Source organism: Acidovorax cavernicola, from assembly GCF_003581445.1.
In genome coordinates this window covers 71,520-87,113 of record NZ_QXMN01000029.1, presented here as the reverse complement: position 1 = coordinate 87,113, position 15,594 = coordinate 71,520, and the positions used below count along the sequence as shown (strand labels likewise).

Below are 15,594 nucleotides of genomic sequence, written 5' to 3'. Positions count from 1 at the left end.
GGCGGCAGCGTCGGTTCGGCGGCGGGGTACGGGGGAAGGAGTTTTTCGAAGAAGCGGAACAAGGAATCGGTCTCCAGGAGAGCCTTCGAATGTAGCCCTGCATGCATGACCTTGCCCCGAAAAGGTGCGTTCAAGGCCGATGCCTTCAGCAAGCCTTCAGGCGCGGCGGGCCTTGTGGTCGTCGGCGCGTGCTGCCTTTGTTTCCATGCCGCCCAGCCGCGCACTGAGGAAGTCGATGAAAGTTCGCAGCTTGGGCGACATGTACTGCCGGCTCGTGTACACCGCGAACAAGGTGACCGGCGTCGCTTCGAACGCAGGCAGCAGCCGCACGAGCCGGCCCTGCGTCAGGTCGTCGTCGATCAGCCACGAGGGCATGTAGGCAATGCCCATGTCCGCGCGCACCGCGTGCAGCGTGAGCGTGGTGTCGTCGGAGCGCATCGCGGGCGTGAGCCGCAGCGGAAACATGCGCCCGCCCGGCCCCTTGAGTGCGAGGTTGTCCAGGTTCACGTAGCTCGGCACGATCGCGCCCAGCCTTGCAAGGTCGGCCGGCACCGCGGGCTGGCCGCCGTGGCGCTTCACGTAGGCCGGTGTGCCCGCAAGGTGGAAGGGCACGCGGCACAGGGGGCGCGCAATCAGCGCGGGCGAGGGCTCCTGCGTGGCGCGCAAGGCCAGGTCGTAGCCGTCGGCTGCGAGATCGACCTTGCGATTTTCCAGGTGCATGTCGACCAGCACTTCGGGATACGCCTCACGGTAATCGGCCAGTACGCGCGCAAAGCGCGGCGTGGCGCACCACACGGGCGCGCTCACCTTGAGCTGGCCGCGCGGCATGTCGCTGGTCTGGCCGATCGCGGCTTCGGCCGCGTCGAGCAGATCGAGCGCGCGGCGGCTCTGCTCGTACCAGGCGGTGCCGGCTTCGGTGAGGCTCAGGTGGCGGCTCGAGCGGTGCAGGAGGCGCGCGCCCAGCGACTTCTCGAGCTGCGCCACGTGCTTGCTGGCCATCGGCGCCGAGAGACCCAGGCGCTCGGCCGCTGCCACGAAACTGCCGGCCTCGACGACCTCGCGGAACACGCGCAGGCTGGTCATGCGGTCCATCGATGATTTCCTGTGAAGAAATGATTCGATGCATCGTAGCCTGTCGATTTCCTGAAAGGAAATGTCTACAGTCAATCCAACGCTTTCAAGGAGCATCGACTTGACCCACGACAACACCACCCTTTCGCGCCTGCCCACGTACTTCATCTCGCACGGCGGCGGCCCCTGGCCCTGGATGAAGAAGGAGATGGGCGCCACCTACGACCAGCTCGCCGCCTCGCTGGCCGACATGCCGCGCCAGATCGGCCGCACGCCGTCCGCCATCCTCATGGTCTCGGCGCACTGGGAGTCGCCCGTGTTCACGGTGCAGGGCAACCCGCGCCCGCCGATGATCTACGACTACGGCGGCTTCCCGGCCCACACCTACGAGGTGCGCTACGCGTCGCCCGGCTCGCCCGAACTCGCACAGCGCGTGCAATCGCTGATCGCCGCCGCCGGCCTGCCGGCGCAGATCGACCCCGAGCGCGGCTACGACCACGGCATGTTCTCGCCGATGGCCGCGATGTACCCGAACGCCGACGTGCCGGTGGTGCAGCTGTCGCTGCGGCGCGGGCTCGATCCGGCCGAGCACCTGGCGCTGGGCCGTGCCATTGCACCGCTGCGCGACGAGAACGTGCTCATCGTCGGCAGCGGCCTGAGCTATCACAACCTGCGCAACTTCGGCCCGCAGGCGCACGGCGTGTCGAAGGCCTTCGGCGACTGGCTCGACCAGACGTCTGTGAACGCCACGCCGCAGGAGCGCGTGCAACGCCTGCAGGACTGGGCCTCGGCCCCGTCGGCCCGCGTGGCGCACCCGCGCGAGGAGCACCTGATTCCACTGATGGTCGCGGTCGGCGCGGCCGAAGGGGAGGCCGGCGAGCGCGTCTACCACGAGGACGCCTTCATGGGCGGGCTCGTGGTGTCGAGCTATCGCTTCGGCGCGGTGTGAGCCTTATCGTGTGGCGACGGGCATGCCCAGCAGCAGCTGCGCCATGCCCTTGCCCATCGGGTCGGGCCGCAGCGAGGTCGGCCCGCCGCCGTCCAGCGCCTGCGTCATCAGGAAGTTGAGCGCATGCAGGCCCGGCACGTCGTAGCGCGTGACCTCGCCGTGGACCAGGTGCCCGAGGTAGGCGCGCACGCGTTCCGGCGTCAGCTCGCGGTGCAGCAGCGGCAGGTCTTCGGGGCGGCGCGCAATGATCGCGATGTTGGACGTGTCGCCCTTGTCGCCCGAGCGGCCGTAGGCCAGCGTGATCAGCGGCACCGTGGCGATGTCGCCGGCTGACGGTGGCGTCGCGGCGGTCGTTTCGGCCGTGCCTGCCTTGACGCGTGGTGCGTCGAGGGGCACCGCATCCCGGCAGGGAATCTCCACGCGTTCTTCGCGCTCGCCGATCACCACGCGTGGCGCGGGCAGCCGGTCCTTGCGGACCAGGCAGGAAAACAGCCGGTAGCGCGGCTCCACGGCGGCGCGGCCGTTCAGCGTGAGCGCGCTGCCGCTGGTGGACCCTGGCGCGAACGAGACCCCCGGCGCACGTGCTTCGCGCGAAAAGAGTTCGAGCGCGGCCTTGTCGCGGTGCGTCACCGCCACGCGGGCGACGGCCTCGCGCAGCCCTGATGCGGTGGCGTGCGGACCGTAGCTGTCCTCTGCGCCGATCACGCCCACCAGCGTCTTGTCGAAGTCGCCCAGGCCCTGGGCGTGCAGCATGCCTTGCACCCGGCCCAGCAGCGCGTGGCCCGTGCGCCGCGCCTTGTCCAGCGCATCGGCACCGAACACCGACACCTGCGCGATGCAACGGTAGCCTTGCTGGTAGGTGGCCGACAGTTTGTAGGTCGGCGGCGGCGGCAGGCCGCGCGCGCCTTGCACGCGCACGCGGTCCGGCCCGACCGTCACGGCCGTGACCTGGGTGAAATCGCAGACCACGTCCGGCAGCACGTAACGCGCGGGATCGCCCACTTCGTAGAGGATCTGCTCGCTCACCGTGGCCGGCGTCACGAGGCCGCCGGTGCCTTCCGGCTTGGCGACGACGAAGCCACCGTCCGCGCTGCATTCCACGTACGGATAGCCGATGTTTTCCCAGTCGGGCACTTCGGCCCAGTCGGTGAAGATGCCGCCCGTGGCCTGCGCGCCGCACTCCAGGATGTGGCCGGCCAGCGAGCCGGCCGCGAGGCGGTCATGGTCGTCGGCCGACCAGCCGAACTCGTGCATCAGCACGCCCAGCGTGGTGGCGCTGTCGACGATGCGGCCGGTGACCACGATGTCCGCGCCCATGGCCAGCGCGCGTGCGATCGGTTGCGCGCCCAGGTACACGTTGGCGCTGTCGATGCCGGGGGGCATCGGCGTGCCCGAATAGAAGTCGCGCGTGTCCTCGGCCTCGAGCGCGGGCAGCAGCGGCAGGCAGTCGTCGCCCTCGACGAAGGCGACCTTCAGCGGGCACCCCAGCGTGCGCGCCAGCGCTTCGATGCGGGCCGCGCAGCCGCGTGGGTTCAGTCCACCGGCGTTGGCCACCAGCCGGATGCCGCGTTGCGTGCACGCCGGCAGGATCTCGCGCAGCGTGACGTCGATGAAATCCGTCGCGTAGCCCTGCGCGGGGTCGATCTTGCGTGCCTGGGCAAAGCTCGACAGCGTCATCTCCGCGAGGTAGTCGAACACGAGGTACTGCATGCCCGGCACGTCGACGAGCTGGCGCGGGCCGAGGATGCTGTCGCCGATGAAGGCGCAGGCGCCTCCGATCTTCACGGTCTTGTTCTTGCGCTTGTCCATCGCGTCAGTCCAGCGAGAGGTTCAGCTGGCGGATCACTTCGCCGTTGACCTGGGTTTCGCGCGCGATGAACGCCGCCAGTTCGGCCGGCGTGCCGCCGACCGCCTCGGTGCTGATGGCGGCGAGCTTGGTGCGCAGTTCGGCGCCCTTGAGCACCGCGGCGAGTTCGGTCGAAAGCTTGTCGACGATGGCCGCGGGCGTTTGCGCCGGGGCCATCACGCCGGCCCAGGCGTAGGTCGCGAGTTCGGGGTGGCCGAGTTCCTTGAGGCTGGGCACCTGCGGCAGCAAGGGCGAGCGCTCCTGCCCCGTGACCGCCAGCGCCGTGAGCTTGCCCTGGCGGATGTGCGGACCCATCGCCGAGATGGCGTCGAACATGAAGCCGACGCGGTGGCTGACGAGGTCGGTGGTCGCGTCGGCGGTGCCCTTGTACGGGACGTGCATCGTGCCCTTCATGCCGGTGGTGCGCGCAAAGCGCTCGCCGAGCAGGTGCGCGGCCGAGCCCACGCCGCTGCTGGCAAAGCTCAGCGGTGCACCGCCTTCGCGGCCGGCGCGCACCAGGTCGTCCACGCTGCGCACGCCGGGGCTGGCCGTGACCAGCACGAGCGAGGTGCGCGTCAGCTGCGACACCGGCGCGAGGTCGGCGGCGCGGTAGGGCAGGCGGCGGTACAGCGATTCGTTGTTGGCGTAGGCGCCGATCACGACCAGCAGCGTGTAGCCGTCGGGCGCGGCCTTGGCCACGAGATCGGTGCCCAGGATGCTGTTGGCGCCGGGTTTGTTGTCGATCACCACGGGCTGGCCGAGCCGCACCGACAGGTCGCGCATCACGTCGCGCGCAATGATGTCGGTGTTGCCGCCGGCGGGGTAGGGCACGACCACGCGGATGGGGCGATTGGGGTAGATGCCTTGCGCCATCGCTGCCACGCTGGTCAGCGCGAAGGCCATGGCCGTGACAAGGCGCGCCGCCGCGTGCGCGCGGCGGGTCTTTTTTTCTTGCATGTCGGTTGTCTCCAGGGGTGTCCGGGTCATTATGGAAATCGCATCGATGCGTGCCTAGCCGTACCATGGGGTTTTGCGATAACGAAATGGAATCGGGCAACCGGCCGTCGCCATGCAGCTGAAAGACCTTCATTCATTCCGCGTGGCCGCCGAGCGGGGCAACCTGCACCATGCGGCCGATGCGCTGGGCGTGACGCAGCCGGCGCTGTCCAAGTCGATCCAGCGGCTCGAGACGACCTTGGGCGTGCGCCTGTTCGAGCGCACGGCGCGCGGCGTGGCGCTCACGGCCATCGGGCAGGCGCTCTATGCGCGGAACCTCGGCCTGGAGCAGCTCGTGGACGACATGCGCACCGAGGTCCAGGACATGAAGCTGGGGCAGTCCGGCAAGCTGCGCATCGGCACTGTGCCCGCCATCGTCGAGTCGGTGATGACGCCGGTGTTCTCGTCGTTCCTCGGCGCGGGCAGGAGCATCCAGTTCGAAACCCAGGTGCAGCTCAGCGGCGTGCTGCTGCAGCAGCTGGAAGCGGGTGCACTCGATTTCGCGATCGCCGCGGTCAACCGCGAGGTGCCGCCGGCGCTGACCTGCACCGTGCTCGGCGAACAGGAGTCGTACGTGGTGGCGCGCAGCGGGCACCCCTTTCACCGGCGGGCGTTCACGCTGGGCGACATGGCCGCGCAGCCCTGGGTGCTGCCGCCGTCGAGCATCACGCTGCGTGCCTGGGTGGAGTCGATGTTCCGCGACGCGGGCCTCGAGGGGCCCACCGCTTTTCTCCAGTCGGACGCTTCGCCCGCGGTCTTCGCGCCGCTGGTGCGCGGCACCAACCTGCTGACGGTCATGACCTCGGATTCGCTCGGCTCTTCCATGGGAACCGGTCTGGCGGCGCTGCCGTCGCCCGCGCCGGTCTGGGCGTTGGAGATTGGCTTGTTCTGGCGGCGCAATGCCTACTTCTCGCTCTTGATGAAGCAGTTCCGCGACCAGGTGCTGGAGGTGTTCGACGCGCGCAACCTGCAGCTGAACCGGCGCAGGGCGCGGCCGTCTCGCTGAGGCCAAGGGGGCGCGGCAGAATGAAGCCATGCCCACGCCCGCTCTCCCCACCGCCGCAGAATCCGCCGAAGCCCGGCGCCAGATCGCCCGCATCGAAGCCCTGTCCACCTCGCACGACCCCGTGCACGATGGCGTGCGCGTGCGCTGGCGCCGCTTCGGCACCGACACCGGCGCGCACCCGCCGCTGGTGCTGCTGCACGGCGGCCATGGCAGCTGGATGCACTGGCTGCGCAATGCTGAAGCGCTGTCGGCCGACCGCGTGCTGTGGCTGCCCGACATGCCCGGTTTTCACGATTCCGACGCGCTGCCGCGAGTGGCGCCCGGCGAAGACGCGCTGGTGCCGTTGCTGGATGCGCTCGGCGGCACGCTCGATGCGCTCATCGGCGCCGGCACGCCCATCGACCTCGGCGGTTTCTCCTTCGGCGGGCTCACTGCCTCGCGTTTCGCGGTACGACGCGGCGCGATCCGTCGGCTGGCGCTGATGGGCAGCGGCGGCCACGGCACCCTGCGCCGCATGACGGTCGAGATGATCAACTGGCGCGCCGCCCCGGACCGCGAGGCCGAGCGCGCCGCGCTCATGCACAACCTGGGCGCGTTGATGCTGCACGCGCCGGCCGCCATCGATCCGCTGGCCTTCGAGATCCACGACCTCTCGTGCCACGGCACGCGCTTTCGCAGCAAGGAGGTGTCGCTGTCGGGCGGGCTGCAGAGCGCGATCGACACGCTGGCCGTGCCGACGCTGCTGTTGTGGGGCGAGTTCGACGTCACCGCCGACTCGCGTCCGTTGGCGGCGCAGCTGGCAACCGAAGGCCCCGGCCGCGAAGGCGTGGTGATCGACGGCGCGGGGCACTGGGTGCAGTACGAACGCGCCGAGGAGGTCAACGCGCAGCTGCGGCGGTTCCTGGGCTGAGGCTTTCAGTCAGCGAAAGCTTCAGCGCAGATAGCGCCCGTCGGCCTTGAGCATCGAGAGTTCGGAGAAGGTGAGGCCGCGGTGCTCGCCGGGCCGGTACGACACGGCGATGCCGCCGAGGTCCAGCGTCTTGAACGACTCCAGGCCTTTCTGCAGCGACTCCGGCGTCGGGGCCGGCCCCGCGCGCTTCAGGCCTTCGACCATGACCTTGGCGGTGACATAGCCTTCCAGGCTGGCATAGCTGAACTCGTTCACGCCGATCTTCTTCATCGCCGCCTGGTACTCGGCAATCACCGGCATCGCGCTGTTCCACGGGTAGGGTACGACCTGCGAGATGACGACGCCGGCGGCGTCCTTCCTGATGTCCTGGAAGAGCTTCTGCCCGTTCAGGAAGGAGAACGAATAGAACGCCGTCTCGCCGCCCGCCGCTCGGTAGGCCGAGATGAACTTCGCCGCCACGTCGTTGGTGGCCGACAGCACCACGGCCTTGGGCTTGAGCTTGACCAGCTCCGCGGCGCGTTCGGCCGCATCCGAACCATCGTTCTTGATGGCCACGCTGCCGACCATCTTGTCGCCGCGTTCGGCAATGAATTTCTGCGTGCTCTCCATCGCCGAGCGCGCGCCGGGGTTGTCGTTGTGTGCAAAGGCGATGCGCGAGAGGCCGATCGTGAAGAGGTGGTTCACGATGCGGCTGTATTCCTCGTCGAAGCTGATGCGCACCGGAAAGCCGTACTCGCTGAACTTCACCACCGGGCCCGCGCCCGTGTACGGACCGACGACGGGGATCTTCAGCTCGTTGGCCGCTTTCAGTGCGCCGACCGCCGACGAGGTGCCGATGGGCATCAACACGCCGACGGCACCGTCGCGCGCGAAGGCCTTGACGTTCTCGGCGCCCTTGGCGGGGTCGTAGGCGTCGTCGAGCTGGCGCAACTCGACCGGCCGGCCGTTGATGCCGCCGTTGGCGTTCAGCGTGGTGAACATGGCGCGGATGCCGACCAGCGGCTCGGTCGATAGGGATGCGAGCGGGCCGGTCTGCACGTAGGTCTGGCCGATGAGGAGCGGCTTGGCGGTCTGCGCCTGGGCGGCAGGGCCCCATGTGAAGACGAGGGCGGCGAGGGCTGAAGCCAGCAGGTGAATCTTTTTGTGGTTCATGGTCACAAATTGTTAACAAACTGATCTTACGGGGCGCGGCAAGTTTGGGTGTCCATCGTTTCCCGTATTGCGGCGCGGAAAGTGCAGCGGCAGAATCCCGCCTCATATTCGCGATGGGAATGCCACTTTCGCTCCTCCGACTGCCTTCGCTGGACCTGGTGCGGGGCTTCGTCGCGGTCGGGCGGCGCATGAGCATCTCGCTGGCGGCGCAGGACCTGTGCCTCACGCAGTCGGCGGTCAGCAAGCAGGTCCATGCACTGGAAGAGCAGCTCGGCGTGAAGCTGCTGGTGCGCGGTCATCGGTCGATCGCCTTCACCGCCGAGGGCGAGCGGCTCTTTCGCAGCGCCGACGGCGCGGTGCAGCAGTTGCAGGACGTGATGGGCGGCATCCGCCAGACCAGCGAGCAGCGCCCCGTGACGCTCAGCGCCAGCATCGGCATGACCGGCCTGTGGCTGCTGCCGCGGCTCAGCCGGGTGCAGAAGCTGCATCCGGGTGTGGACGTGCGGGTCTCGGCCAACAACCGGCTCGCCGACCTGCGCAACGACGGCATCGACCTGGCGATCCGCTACACCACGCCCGCGCTGGCACCGGCGGGGGCGCTGAGGCTCTTCGGGGAGACGGTGGCGCCCGTGGCGCATCCCTCCCTCGGGCTCACGCCGCTGCGCACGGCCGATGCCGTGTCGCACCTGTGCCTGCTCGACTTCGACGATCCGCAGCACCCGTGGCTGCAGTGGAACGACTGGCTGGCCTCGGTCGGCTGGGCCGATGCCAAGCCGCAGGCCGTGCTGCACTTCAACCAGTACGACCAGCTGATCCAGGCCGCGCTGGCCGGGCAGGGCGTGGCGCTGGGGCGGCTCGAACTGATCCAGTCGCTGCTCGACGACAGGCGCCTGGTGCGCGTGGATTCACCGGCGCCCGTGCAGGCCTCGGGACATGCGTACTGGTTGATCCAGGCCGAAGACGCGCCGCGCGAAGAGGTTCGTCATGTGGCCGCCTGGCTGGTGGCCGAGGCGCGGCAGTCACGCGGGGCCGGGGATGCCGCTGTCTGAGCGGCAGTGCGGAGCCGTCCGGCGTCATTCGAACACCACCAGGCAGCGGGCCTCGATGCTCTGGCGCAGTGGCGCATCGGCCGGTGCATCGGGGTGGTCGAAGGCCGCATGCGGCGTGTAGCGCGAGACGCCGCTGAGCTGCGAGTCGTACTGCTTGAAGACCAGCGCCTCGTGCCGATCCATCGCAGAGAAGTAGGACCAGCGGTGCGCCGGTGAATGCGTGGCCAGGTAGATCTCGCCGGTGCGTTGCGGGTAGCGCACCTCGGCGGTGACCAGGTCTTTCGCCATCACCGAACGGGCATCGCAGACCGCCAGCGGCGTGTCCAGCACCGGCCCCCTGATCGAGCGCCAGACGTTGACGATGCAATAGCGCCGCACGGCCGCCGCTTCGTCGGGGTCGGTCAGCACCATGCCGAGCCGGCGGCGGCCCGAATCTTCGGTGTAGTCGTTGTGGATGCGGCCGTTGGCGGCAGCCTTGCCGTTGGTGGCGCGGCGCCCGAAGCTCAATGCCGTGCGGTCGGCCTCGCGCTGGCGCACCAGGTGATCGAACACATGGGCCCGCGTGCCGCCCGTGACCGCCAGCGCCAGCTCGGCCACCTCGCGGTGGTAGACGGCGGTGACCTCGGCGTCGTCGAGGAAGTCGCGCACGGTCGTGGGCGCATCGCGCAGCACGAAGCCTTCGCGCTCGATGTCGGTTGGCGTCGCGGCCGCGCGGGCATCGGCGATCGGCATCGGGCGCAGTTCGTAGGTGCCGCTTTCCCAGGGGGTGTCGGGCGGTGGCGCAAAGGTGTAGCTGAAGGGGCGCAATGCGCTGGGCTGCAGGTAGTTCAGGCCGGCGGTGACGGTGGGGTGGTTCATGCGGGGCTCCTTTGCATGGCATTGGAGCGAAAGCGAGGCGGCGGCTCAAACGACTTCTTCGCGCCTTGGCATGAACAACAGGAATATGAAGTGCCGCTTCCCGAAGAAAGCTTTCTTCTTTCTTGCCAGGCCGGGAAATACTGTATAAAAATACAGTTAACAGTTGCAATCATGGGCCTCCCTTTCCTCGACTCCTTTTCCACCGCCGCGGGCCGCGGCGTCTGGCATGCCGACGAACTCGGTTTGGCCGACGCGCAGGTCGTGGCCACCGGGCATGCCGCGCTCGACGCCGAGCTGCCCGGCGGCGGCTGGCCCGTGGGTGCGATGACGGAGTTGCTGCAGGCCACGCCCGAGGCCCATGTCTGGCGGCTGCTGCTGCCCGCGCTGGCGCAGGCGGTGGAAGCGCGGGGCGGGCCGGTGGTGCTGGTCGGCGCACCCTACGAACCCTGCGGCGCCGCGCTGGCAGCGCAGGGGCTGCCGGTGGAGGCGTTGATGTGCGTGCGCAGCGAGGCGCCGGCCGCGCGGCTGTGGGCCTGCGAGCAGGCGCTGCGCTGCGCCGAGATCGCCGCCGTCGTCGCCTGGCTGCCGCAGGCCCGCGTGGGCGAGCTGCGGCGGCTGCAGCTGGCGGCGGCGCAGCACGAGGTGCTGCTGTTCGTGTGCCGGCCCGAGGCGGTGGCGCTGTCGGCCTCGCCTGCACGACTGCGCCTGCGTGCCGAACGCTGCGCGGACGATCCGGCGCAGATCGCGCTGCACATCCTCAAGCGCCGGGGGCCGCCGCTGGCCGCGCCGGTGCGGGTACCGGCGCGCAACGCCCGCATGAGCGCGCTGCTGGCCGCCGCCCGCGTGCGGCGCCAGCTGCGCCTGCAACCGCAGGAGGGCGCGGCGGTGGCTCCGGCTGCCGCGCCGTCGGCCACGGTGGTGCGCATCGACGCGTGGAAGGGAGGTTCGGATGCACTGGATCGCCTTGCAATGGTCGTCTGAGGCCGAGGCGTCCGATGCGGCGGACATGCCCCCGCCCGAAGCCCTGGGCTGGTGGGCGCTGCAGTTCACGCCGCACGTCACCTGGCAGGACGAGGCGCTGATGCTCGAAGTCTCGGCCTGCGAACGCCTGTGGGGCGGCCGCGCGCCGCTGATGCGCCAGCTGCTGGCCCTCAACCCCGCGCCCGACGCGCGCATGCTCGGCGCACAGGGCGCCACCAGCCTGATCGCGCTGGCGCGGCTGCGCCTGTTCGCGCGCAACGAAAACCGGCCTGCCGAAGTACCGGCCGGCCTGCCGCTGGACACACTCACCGCCGCGCGTGACCACCTCGACCTGCTCGCGCGCCTGGGCTGCCGCACCTGGGGCGAGGTGGCGGCACTGCCGCGCGGTGGCCTTGCGCGGCGCTTCGGCGCGGGGCTGCGCGAGGCGCTCGACATCGCCTGGGGCCTGCGCCCCGAAAGCCACGCCTGGCTCACGCTGCCCGATGTGTTCGAACAGAAGCTCGAACTGCCCGCGCTGGCCGAGACCGGGCCCGAGCTCATGTGGTCGGCCAACCGGCTGCTCTCGGCGCTGCAGATCTGGCTGCGCGCGCGCCAGCGCGGCGCCCGCGCGCTCGAACTGCAATGGACGCTCGACCTGCGGCGCCTCAACGGCGTGACCTTGCCGCCGCACCAGCAGCTCACCGTGCGCACCGCAGAGCCCACGCAGGACATGGCGCACCTGCGCCGCCTGCTGTCCGAAAAACTCGCGCTCACCACGCTGGCCGCGCCCGCGAGCTGGCTGAAGCTGCGCACGCTCGAAACCGATCCGCTGGCCGGCGCCAGCACCAGCTTCCTGCCGGAGGACAACCGCAAGGGCGACAAGCTGCACGAGATGGTCGAGCGGCTCAGCGTGCGCCTCGGCGCCGACCAGGTGCAGGTGCCGGTTGCGCAGGCCGACCACCGGCCCGAGCGCCAGCAGCTGTGGCGGCCTGCATTGCAGAAAGAGAAAACCCCGGCGCCATCGGACAAGGCCCGCAAGGACGCCGCCTCGCAGCCCGATGCAATCTATCCGCCCTGGCTGCTGCCCGAGCCCTTGCGGCTCGAGATGGACGGCGAGCGCCCTTGCTACTGCGGGCCGCTGCGCAAGCTGGTCGGGCCGCAGCGCGTCGAGGCCGGCTGGTGGGGCGGCGAAGAAGACGGCGGCCAGCCTGCGATGCGCGACTACTACGTGGCCGAAAGCCCCGAGGCCGGCCTGGTGTGGATCTTTCGCGAGCGGCCCGCCACGCGTTTTTCGTCGGGCGAGGTGCGCTGGTACCTGCAAGGTTTCTATGCCTGACCTGAGCGGCAAGGAGGAGCGCAAGCGCCGGCCTGCCACGGTGCATGTGCTGCCGCAGCGGCTGCGGCCGGCGCCGGGCCTGCCGGGCTATGCCGAGCTGCACTGCCTCACGAACTTCAGCTTCCAGCGCGGCGCGTCGACGCCCGATGAACTGGTCGAGCGCGCCTACCACCTCGACTACGCGGCATTGGCCATCACCGACGAATGCTCGGTGGCCGGCATCGTGCGCGCGCATGTCGCGTTGCGTGACCTGCCCGCCAAGCTGGACGAATACGAACGAGAGCACCCGGACGAACCGCCGATCCCGCGCCATCCTGAATTCCGCCTGCTGTTCGGCAGCGAGTTTCGCTTCGAGCGCTTCAAGCTCGTGGTGATCGCGAACGACACCGAGGGCTGGGGCAACCTCTGCGAGTTCATCACCGCCGCGCGCAACACCGAGCTGCCCAAGGGCGAGTACCGCGTCGACTGGGACACGAGCGACGTGGCCTCGCTGCAGCACTGCCAGGTGCTCTTCGTGCCGCACCGCCCGTCGGGCGACATGCCGGATGCGGCCTCGTTGCAGGAAGACCTGGCCGCCGCCAGGGCGCTGTACGGCGAGAACCTCTGGCTGGCCGTGGAGCTGTTCAACGAACTCGACGACGACCTCTGGCTCGTCACACTGATGCAGGCGGGCGAGGACGCGGGCGTGCCGTTGGTCGCGGCCGGCGACGTGCACATGCACATCCGATCGCAGAAGCCGTTGCACGATGTGTTGACGGCCGTGCGAGAGGGGAAGACCGTGGCTGAGTGCGGCTTCGCGTTGCAGTCGAATGCCGAGCGGTACTTGCGTCAGCGCGTGCGACTGGCGGAGCTTTATCTGCCGCAGATGCTGGCGAATACGCTGACAGTGGCGCAGCGGTGCAGGTTCGATCCGAATGTGATCCGGGAGAACTACAAGTACCCGCTGGAGACCGTGGGCAGCAGCGAGACAGCGGCGCAGACATTGGTGCGCAAGACATGGGAAGGAGCGCTCGAAAGGTATCCGCTCGAAAGGTATGCCTCGGGCATTCCGGAGAGAGTTTGCCGGCAGGTCCGCAAAGAGCTCGATCTCATCATCGACCTTGAATACGAGATGTTCTTTCTCACGGTGGAGAACATCGTCAGCTTTGCCAAGTCACAGAAGATTCTTTGCCAGGGGCGTGGATCGTCCGCGAACTCGGCGGTGTGCTATTGCCTTGGCATCACCGCGATCGACCCCGACAAAGGCACGCTGCTGTTCGAGCGTTTCCTGAGCCGCGAGCGCAAGGAACCACCCGACATCGACGTCGACTTCGAGCACCAGCGGCGCGAAGACGTCATCCAGTACATCTACGAGAAATACGGCCGCGAGCGCGCCGCCATTGCCGCCGTCGTCATCTGCTACCGCTCGCGCAGTGCCTTGCGCGATGTCGGCAAGGCCATCGGCATCGACGAGCGCCTGGTCGACGAGTTCGCCAAGGACCACTACTGGTTCGACGACACCGTGCTCGGCGAACAGCTCGACAAGGCCGCCGCGCGCGTCGGCGTGAAGGAAGACCGGCTCAAGCTGGTGCACTGGATCGAAATGACGCAGCGACTCAAGGGCTTTCCGCGCCACCTGAGCCAGCACGTGGGCGGCTTTGTGCTCACCCACACGAAGCTCACGCGGCTGGTGCCGGTCGAGAAGGCATCGATGAAGGATCGCTCCGTCATCCAGTGGGAGAAGGACGACCTCGAGGCCATGGGCATGCTCAAGGTCGACGTGCTCGCGCTGGGCATGCTCAGCGCGATCCGCCGCGGGCTCGACCACATGAACCGCTGGCGGAACCTGGCGATGGAGATGCACCATATCCCCAACGACGACCCGAAGGTGTTCGACATGATCTGCGACGCCGACACCATCGGCGTGTTCCAGATCGAGAGCCGCGCGCAGATGTCGATGCTGCCGCGCCTGAAGCCGAAGACATATGAGGATCTTGTGATCGAGGTGGCTATCGTGCGGCCGGGCCCCATACAGGGCGGAATGGTGCATCCGTACCTCAAGCAGCGCGAACGGGTACGCAACAAGCTGCCCATCCACTACGAGAAGGACGAGTTGCGCGAAGCGCTGGAGCGCACGCTGGGCATCCCGATCTTCCAGGAGCAGGTGATGCAGATCGCGATGATCGCGGCCAAGTTCACGGCCGACGAGGCCGACCAGCTGCGCCGCGCCATGGCCGCCTGGAAACGCAAGGGCGGCCTTGGCAAGTTCCATGACAAGTTGGTCAACGGCATGGTCGACAACGGCTACAAGGCGTCCTTCGCCGAGGCCATCTTCAAACAGGTCATGGGCTTCGGCGACTACGGCTTCCCCGAAAGCCACGCCGCGAGCTTTGCGCTGCTGGTGACGGTGAGCAGCTGGCTCAAGAACTACGAGCCCGCCTGTTTCCTTGCCGCATTGCTCGACTCGCAACCCATGGGCTTCTACAGCCCTTCGCAACTGGTGCAGGACGCACGTCGCCACGGCGTCGAGGTGCGGCCGGTCGACGTCACATGCAGTGAGATCGACACCACGCTCGAAGCCCGCGCGAGCGATGCGCCGCGCATGCCGGCCGGCACCGACACGCGCTATGCCGATCGCCTGGGCAACGACAACCAGCCGGCGGTCCGGCTGGGCCTGAACCGGGTCCTGGGCCTCAGCGACGCCGGTGCCGAGCGCCTGCTCGAAGCGCGCGCGCAAGCGCCTTTCACCAGCACCGAGGACCTGGCCCTGCGCGCCGAACTCGAAGGCAAGGACATGGCCGCGCTTGCGGCGGCCGATGCCTTGATGTCGCTCTCGGGCCATCGCCGCCAGCAGGTGTGGGACGCCACCGCGCAGCACCGCTCGTCGGCTTTGCTCAAGGGCGTGCCGATCCACGAACAGGCGCTGCTGCTGCCGGCCGCACCCGAAGGCGAAGAGATCGTGGGCGACTACGCCTCGCTCGGTCTCACGCTGCGCCGCCATCCGCTCGCGCTGCTGCGCCCGCGCCTGGCGCGCATGAAGCTCCAGAGTGCGGTCGAGCTGCGCGCCGCGCACAGCGGGCAGACCGTGCGCGCCTGTGGCATCGTCAAGGGCCGCCAACGCCCGGGAACCGCCAACGGCACCATCTTCGTCACGCTGGAGGACGAGACCGGCAACGTCAACGTGATCGTCTGGAGCCACGTCATCGAGGCCTGGCGCGAGCCGCTGCTCAAATCGCACCTGCTCGCGGTGCAGGGCACCTGGCAGCGCGACGACGACAGCGGCGGCAAGGTGCAGCACCTGATCGCCACCGGCTTCAAGGACCTCACGCCGCTGCTGGGCCGGCTGGCGCAGAGCAACACCAGCCGCGACTTTCACTGAGAAGGTGTGAACGAGTCCGCCATGCCCGCTCATCCCGCCCAGACACGCCCCCTCCGCGTTGCAAATGCTCGCCATAGCCCGAGCTATGGCTGCGCTTTGCGCC

Annotated in this window: 12 protein-coding genes; 7 read left to right on the top strand and 5 right to left on the bottom strand. The window is 68.9% G+C overall.

The window, feature by feature from the left end:
* Nucleotides 1-156 precede the first annotated feature (156 nt).
* Nucleotides 157-1,092: a LysR family transcriptional regulator gene (locus D3H34_RS21255; RefSeq protein WP_119556230.1), complete on the bottom strand. Its 936-nt coding sequence runs from the start codon at nucleotides 1,090-1,092 to the stop codon at nucleotides 157-159.
* A gap of 100 nt (nucleotides 1,093-1,192) precedes the next feature.
* Between D3H34_RS21255 and D3H34_RS21250 the strand changes: the two genes are divergently transcribed.
* Nucleotides 1,193-2,020, top strand: a complete 828-nt coding sequence (locus D3H34_RS21250; protein WP_119556229.1) for a DODA-type extradiol aromatic ring-opening family dioxygenase — start codon at nucleotides 1,193-1,195, stop codon at nucleotides 2,018-2,020.
* 3 nt (nucleotides 2,021-2,023) lie between these two features.
* On the opposite strand, the gene D3H34_RS21245 is transcribed toward D3H34_RS21250, so the two are convergent.
* Nucleotides 2,024-3,829, bottom strand: a complete 1,806-nt coding sequence (locus tag D3H34_RS21245; RefSeq protein ID WP_119556228.1) for an acyclic terpene utilization AtuA family protein — start codon at nucleotides 3,827-3,829, stop codon at nucleotides 2,024-2,026.
* Nucleotides 3,830-3,833: 4 nt separating this feature from the next.
* Nucleotides 3,834-4,823, bottom strand: coding sequence for a Bug family tripartite tricarboxylate transporter substrate binding protein (locus tag D3H34_RS21240; protein WP_167481251.1), 990 nt, complete (start codon nucleotides 4,821-4,823; stop codon nucleotides 3,834-3,836).
* A gap of 112 nt (nucleotides 4,824-4,935) precedes the next feature.
* Between D3H34_RS21240 and D3H34_RS21235 the strand changes: the two genes are divergently transcribed.
* Together D3H34_RS21235 and D3H34_RS21230 are read left to right on the top strand one after the other, a co-directional pair.
* Entirely contained in the window at nucleotides 4,936-5,868 is a 933-nt protein-coding gene (locus tag D3H34_RS21235) for a LysR family transcriptional regulator (RefSeq protein ID WP_119556226.1), read from the top strand.
* Nucleotides 5,869-5,896: 28 nt separating this feature from the next.
* The gene (locus D3H34_RS21230; RefSeq protein ID WP_119556225.1) at nucleotides 5,897-6,778 is read left to right on the top strand and encodes an alpha/beta fold hydrolase; all 882 of its coding nucleotides are present in this window, start codon (nucleotides 5,897-5,899) and stop codon (nucleotides 6,776-6,778) included.
* A gap of 21 nt (nucleotides 6,779-6,799) precedes the next feature.
* On the opposite strand, the gene D3H34_RS21225 is transcribed toward D3H34_RS21230, so the two are convergent.
* Entirely contained in the window at nucleotides 6,800-7,930 is a 1,131-nt protein-coding gene (locus tag D3H34_RS21225; protein WP_119556224.1) for an ABC transporter substrate-binding protein, read from the bottom strand.
* Between the two features lie 119 nt (nucleotides 7,931-8,049).
* On the opposite strand from D3H34_RS21225, the gene D3H34_RS21220 reads away from it, so the two are divergent.
* Nucleotides 8,050-8,979 (top strand): LysR substrate-binding domain-containing protein, encoded by a 930-nt coding sequence (locus tag D3H34_RS21220; protein ID WP_119556223.1) that lies wholly within the window; start codon nucleotides 8,050-8,052, stop codon nucleotides 8,977-8,979.
* Between the two features lie 24 nt (nucleotides 8,980-9,003).
* On the opposite strand, the gene D3H34_RS21215 is transcribed toward D3H34_RS21220, so the two are convergent.
* Nucleotides 9,004-9,837: a CmcJ/NvfI family oxidoreductase gene (locus D3H34_RS21215; RefSeq protein WP_119556222.1), complete on the bottom strand. Its 834-nt coding sequence runs from the start codon at nucleotides 9,835-9,837 to the stop codon at nucleotides 9,004-9,006.
* A 171-nt stretch (nucleotides 9,838-10,008) separates the two neighbouring features.
* Here D3H34_RS21215 and imuA point away from each other — a divergent pair, with 171 nt between their 5' ends.
* Genes imuA through D3H34_RS21200 form a run of 3 tightly spaced genes read left to right on the top strand, consistent with a single transcriptional unit; the run spans nucleotide 10,009 to nucleotide 15,491 of the window.
* The gene (gene imuA / locus D3H34_RS21210; RefSeq protein WP_119556221.1) at nucleotides 10,009-10,818 is read left to right on the top strand and encodes a translesion DNA synthesis-associated protein ImuA; all 810 of its coding nucleotides are present in this window, start codon (nucleotides 10,009-10,011) and stop codon (nucleotides 10,816-10,818) included.
* On the top strand, nucleotides 10,787-12,133 hold the full coding sequence (locus D3H34_RS21205) for a Y-family DNA polymerase (RefSeq protein WP_119556220.1): 1,347 nt from the start codon (nucleotides 10,787-10,789) through the stop codon (nucleotides 12,131-12,133). Before imuA ends, D3H34_RS21205 begins: the two co-directional genes overlap by 32 nt.
* Nucleotides 12,126-15,491 carry an error-prone DNA polymerase gene (locus tag D3H34_RS21200; RefSeq protein WP_119556219.1) on the top strand — a complete coding sequence of 1,122 codons (3,366 nt, stop codon included), beginning with the start codon at nucleotides 12,126-12,128 and terminating at the stop codon, nucleotides 15,489-15,491. The genes D3H34_RS21205 and D3H34_RS21200 overlap by 8 nt, the downstream gene beginning before the upstream one ends.
* Nucleotides 15,492-15,594 lie beyond the last annotated feature (103 nt).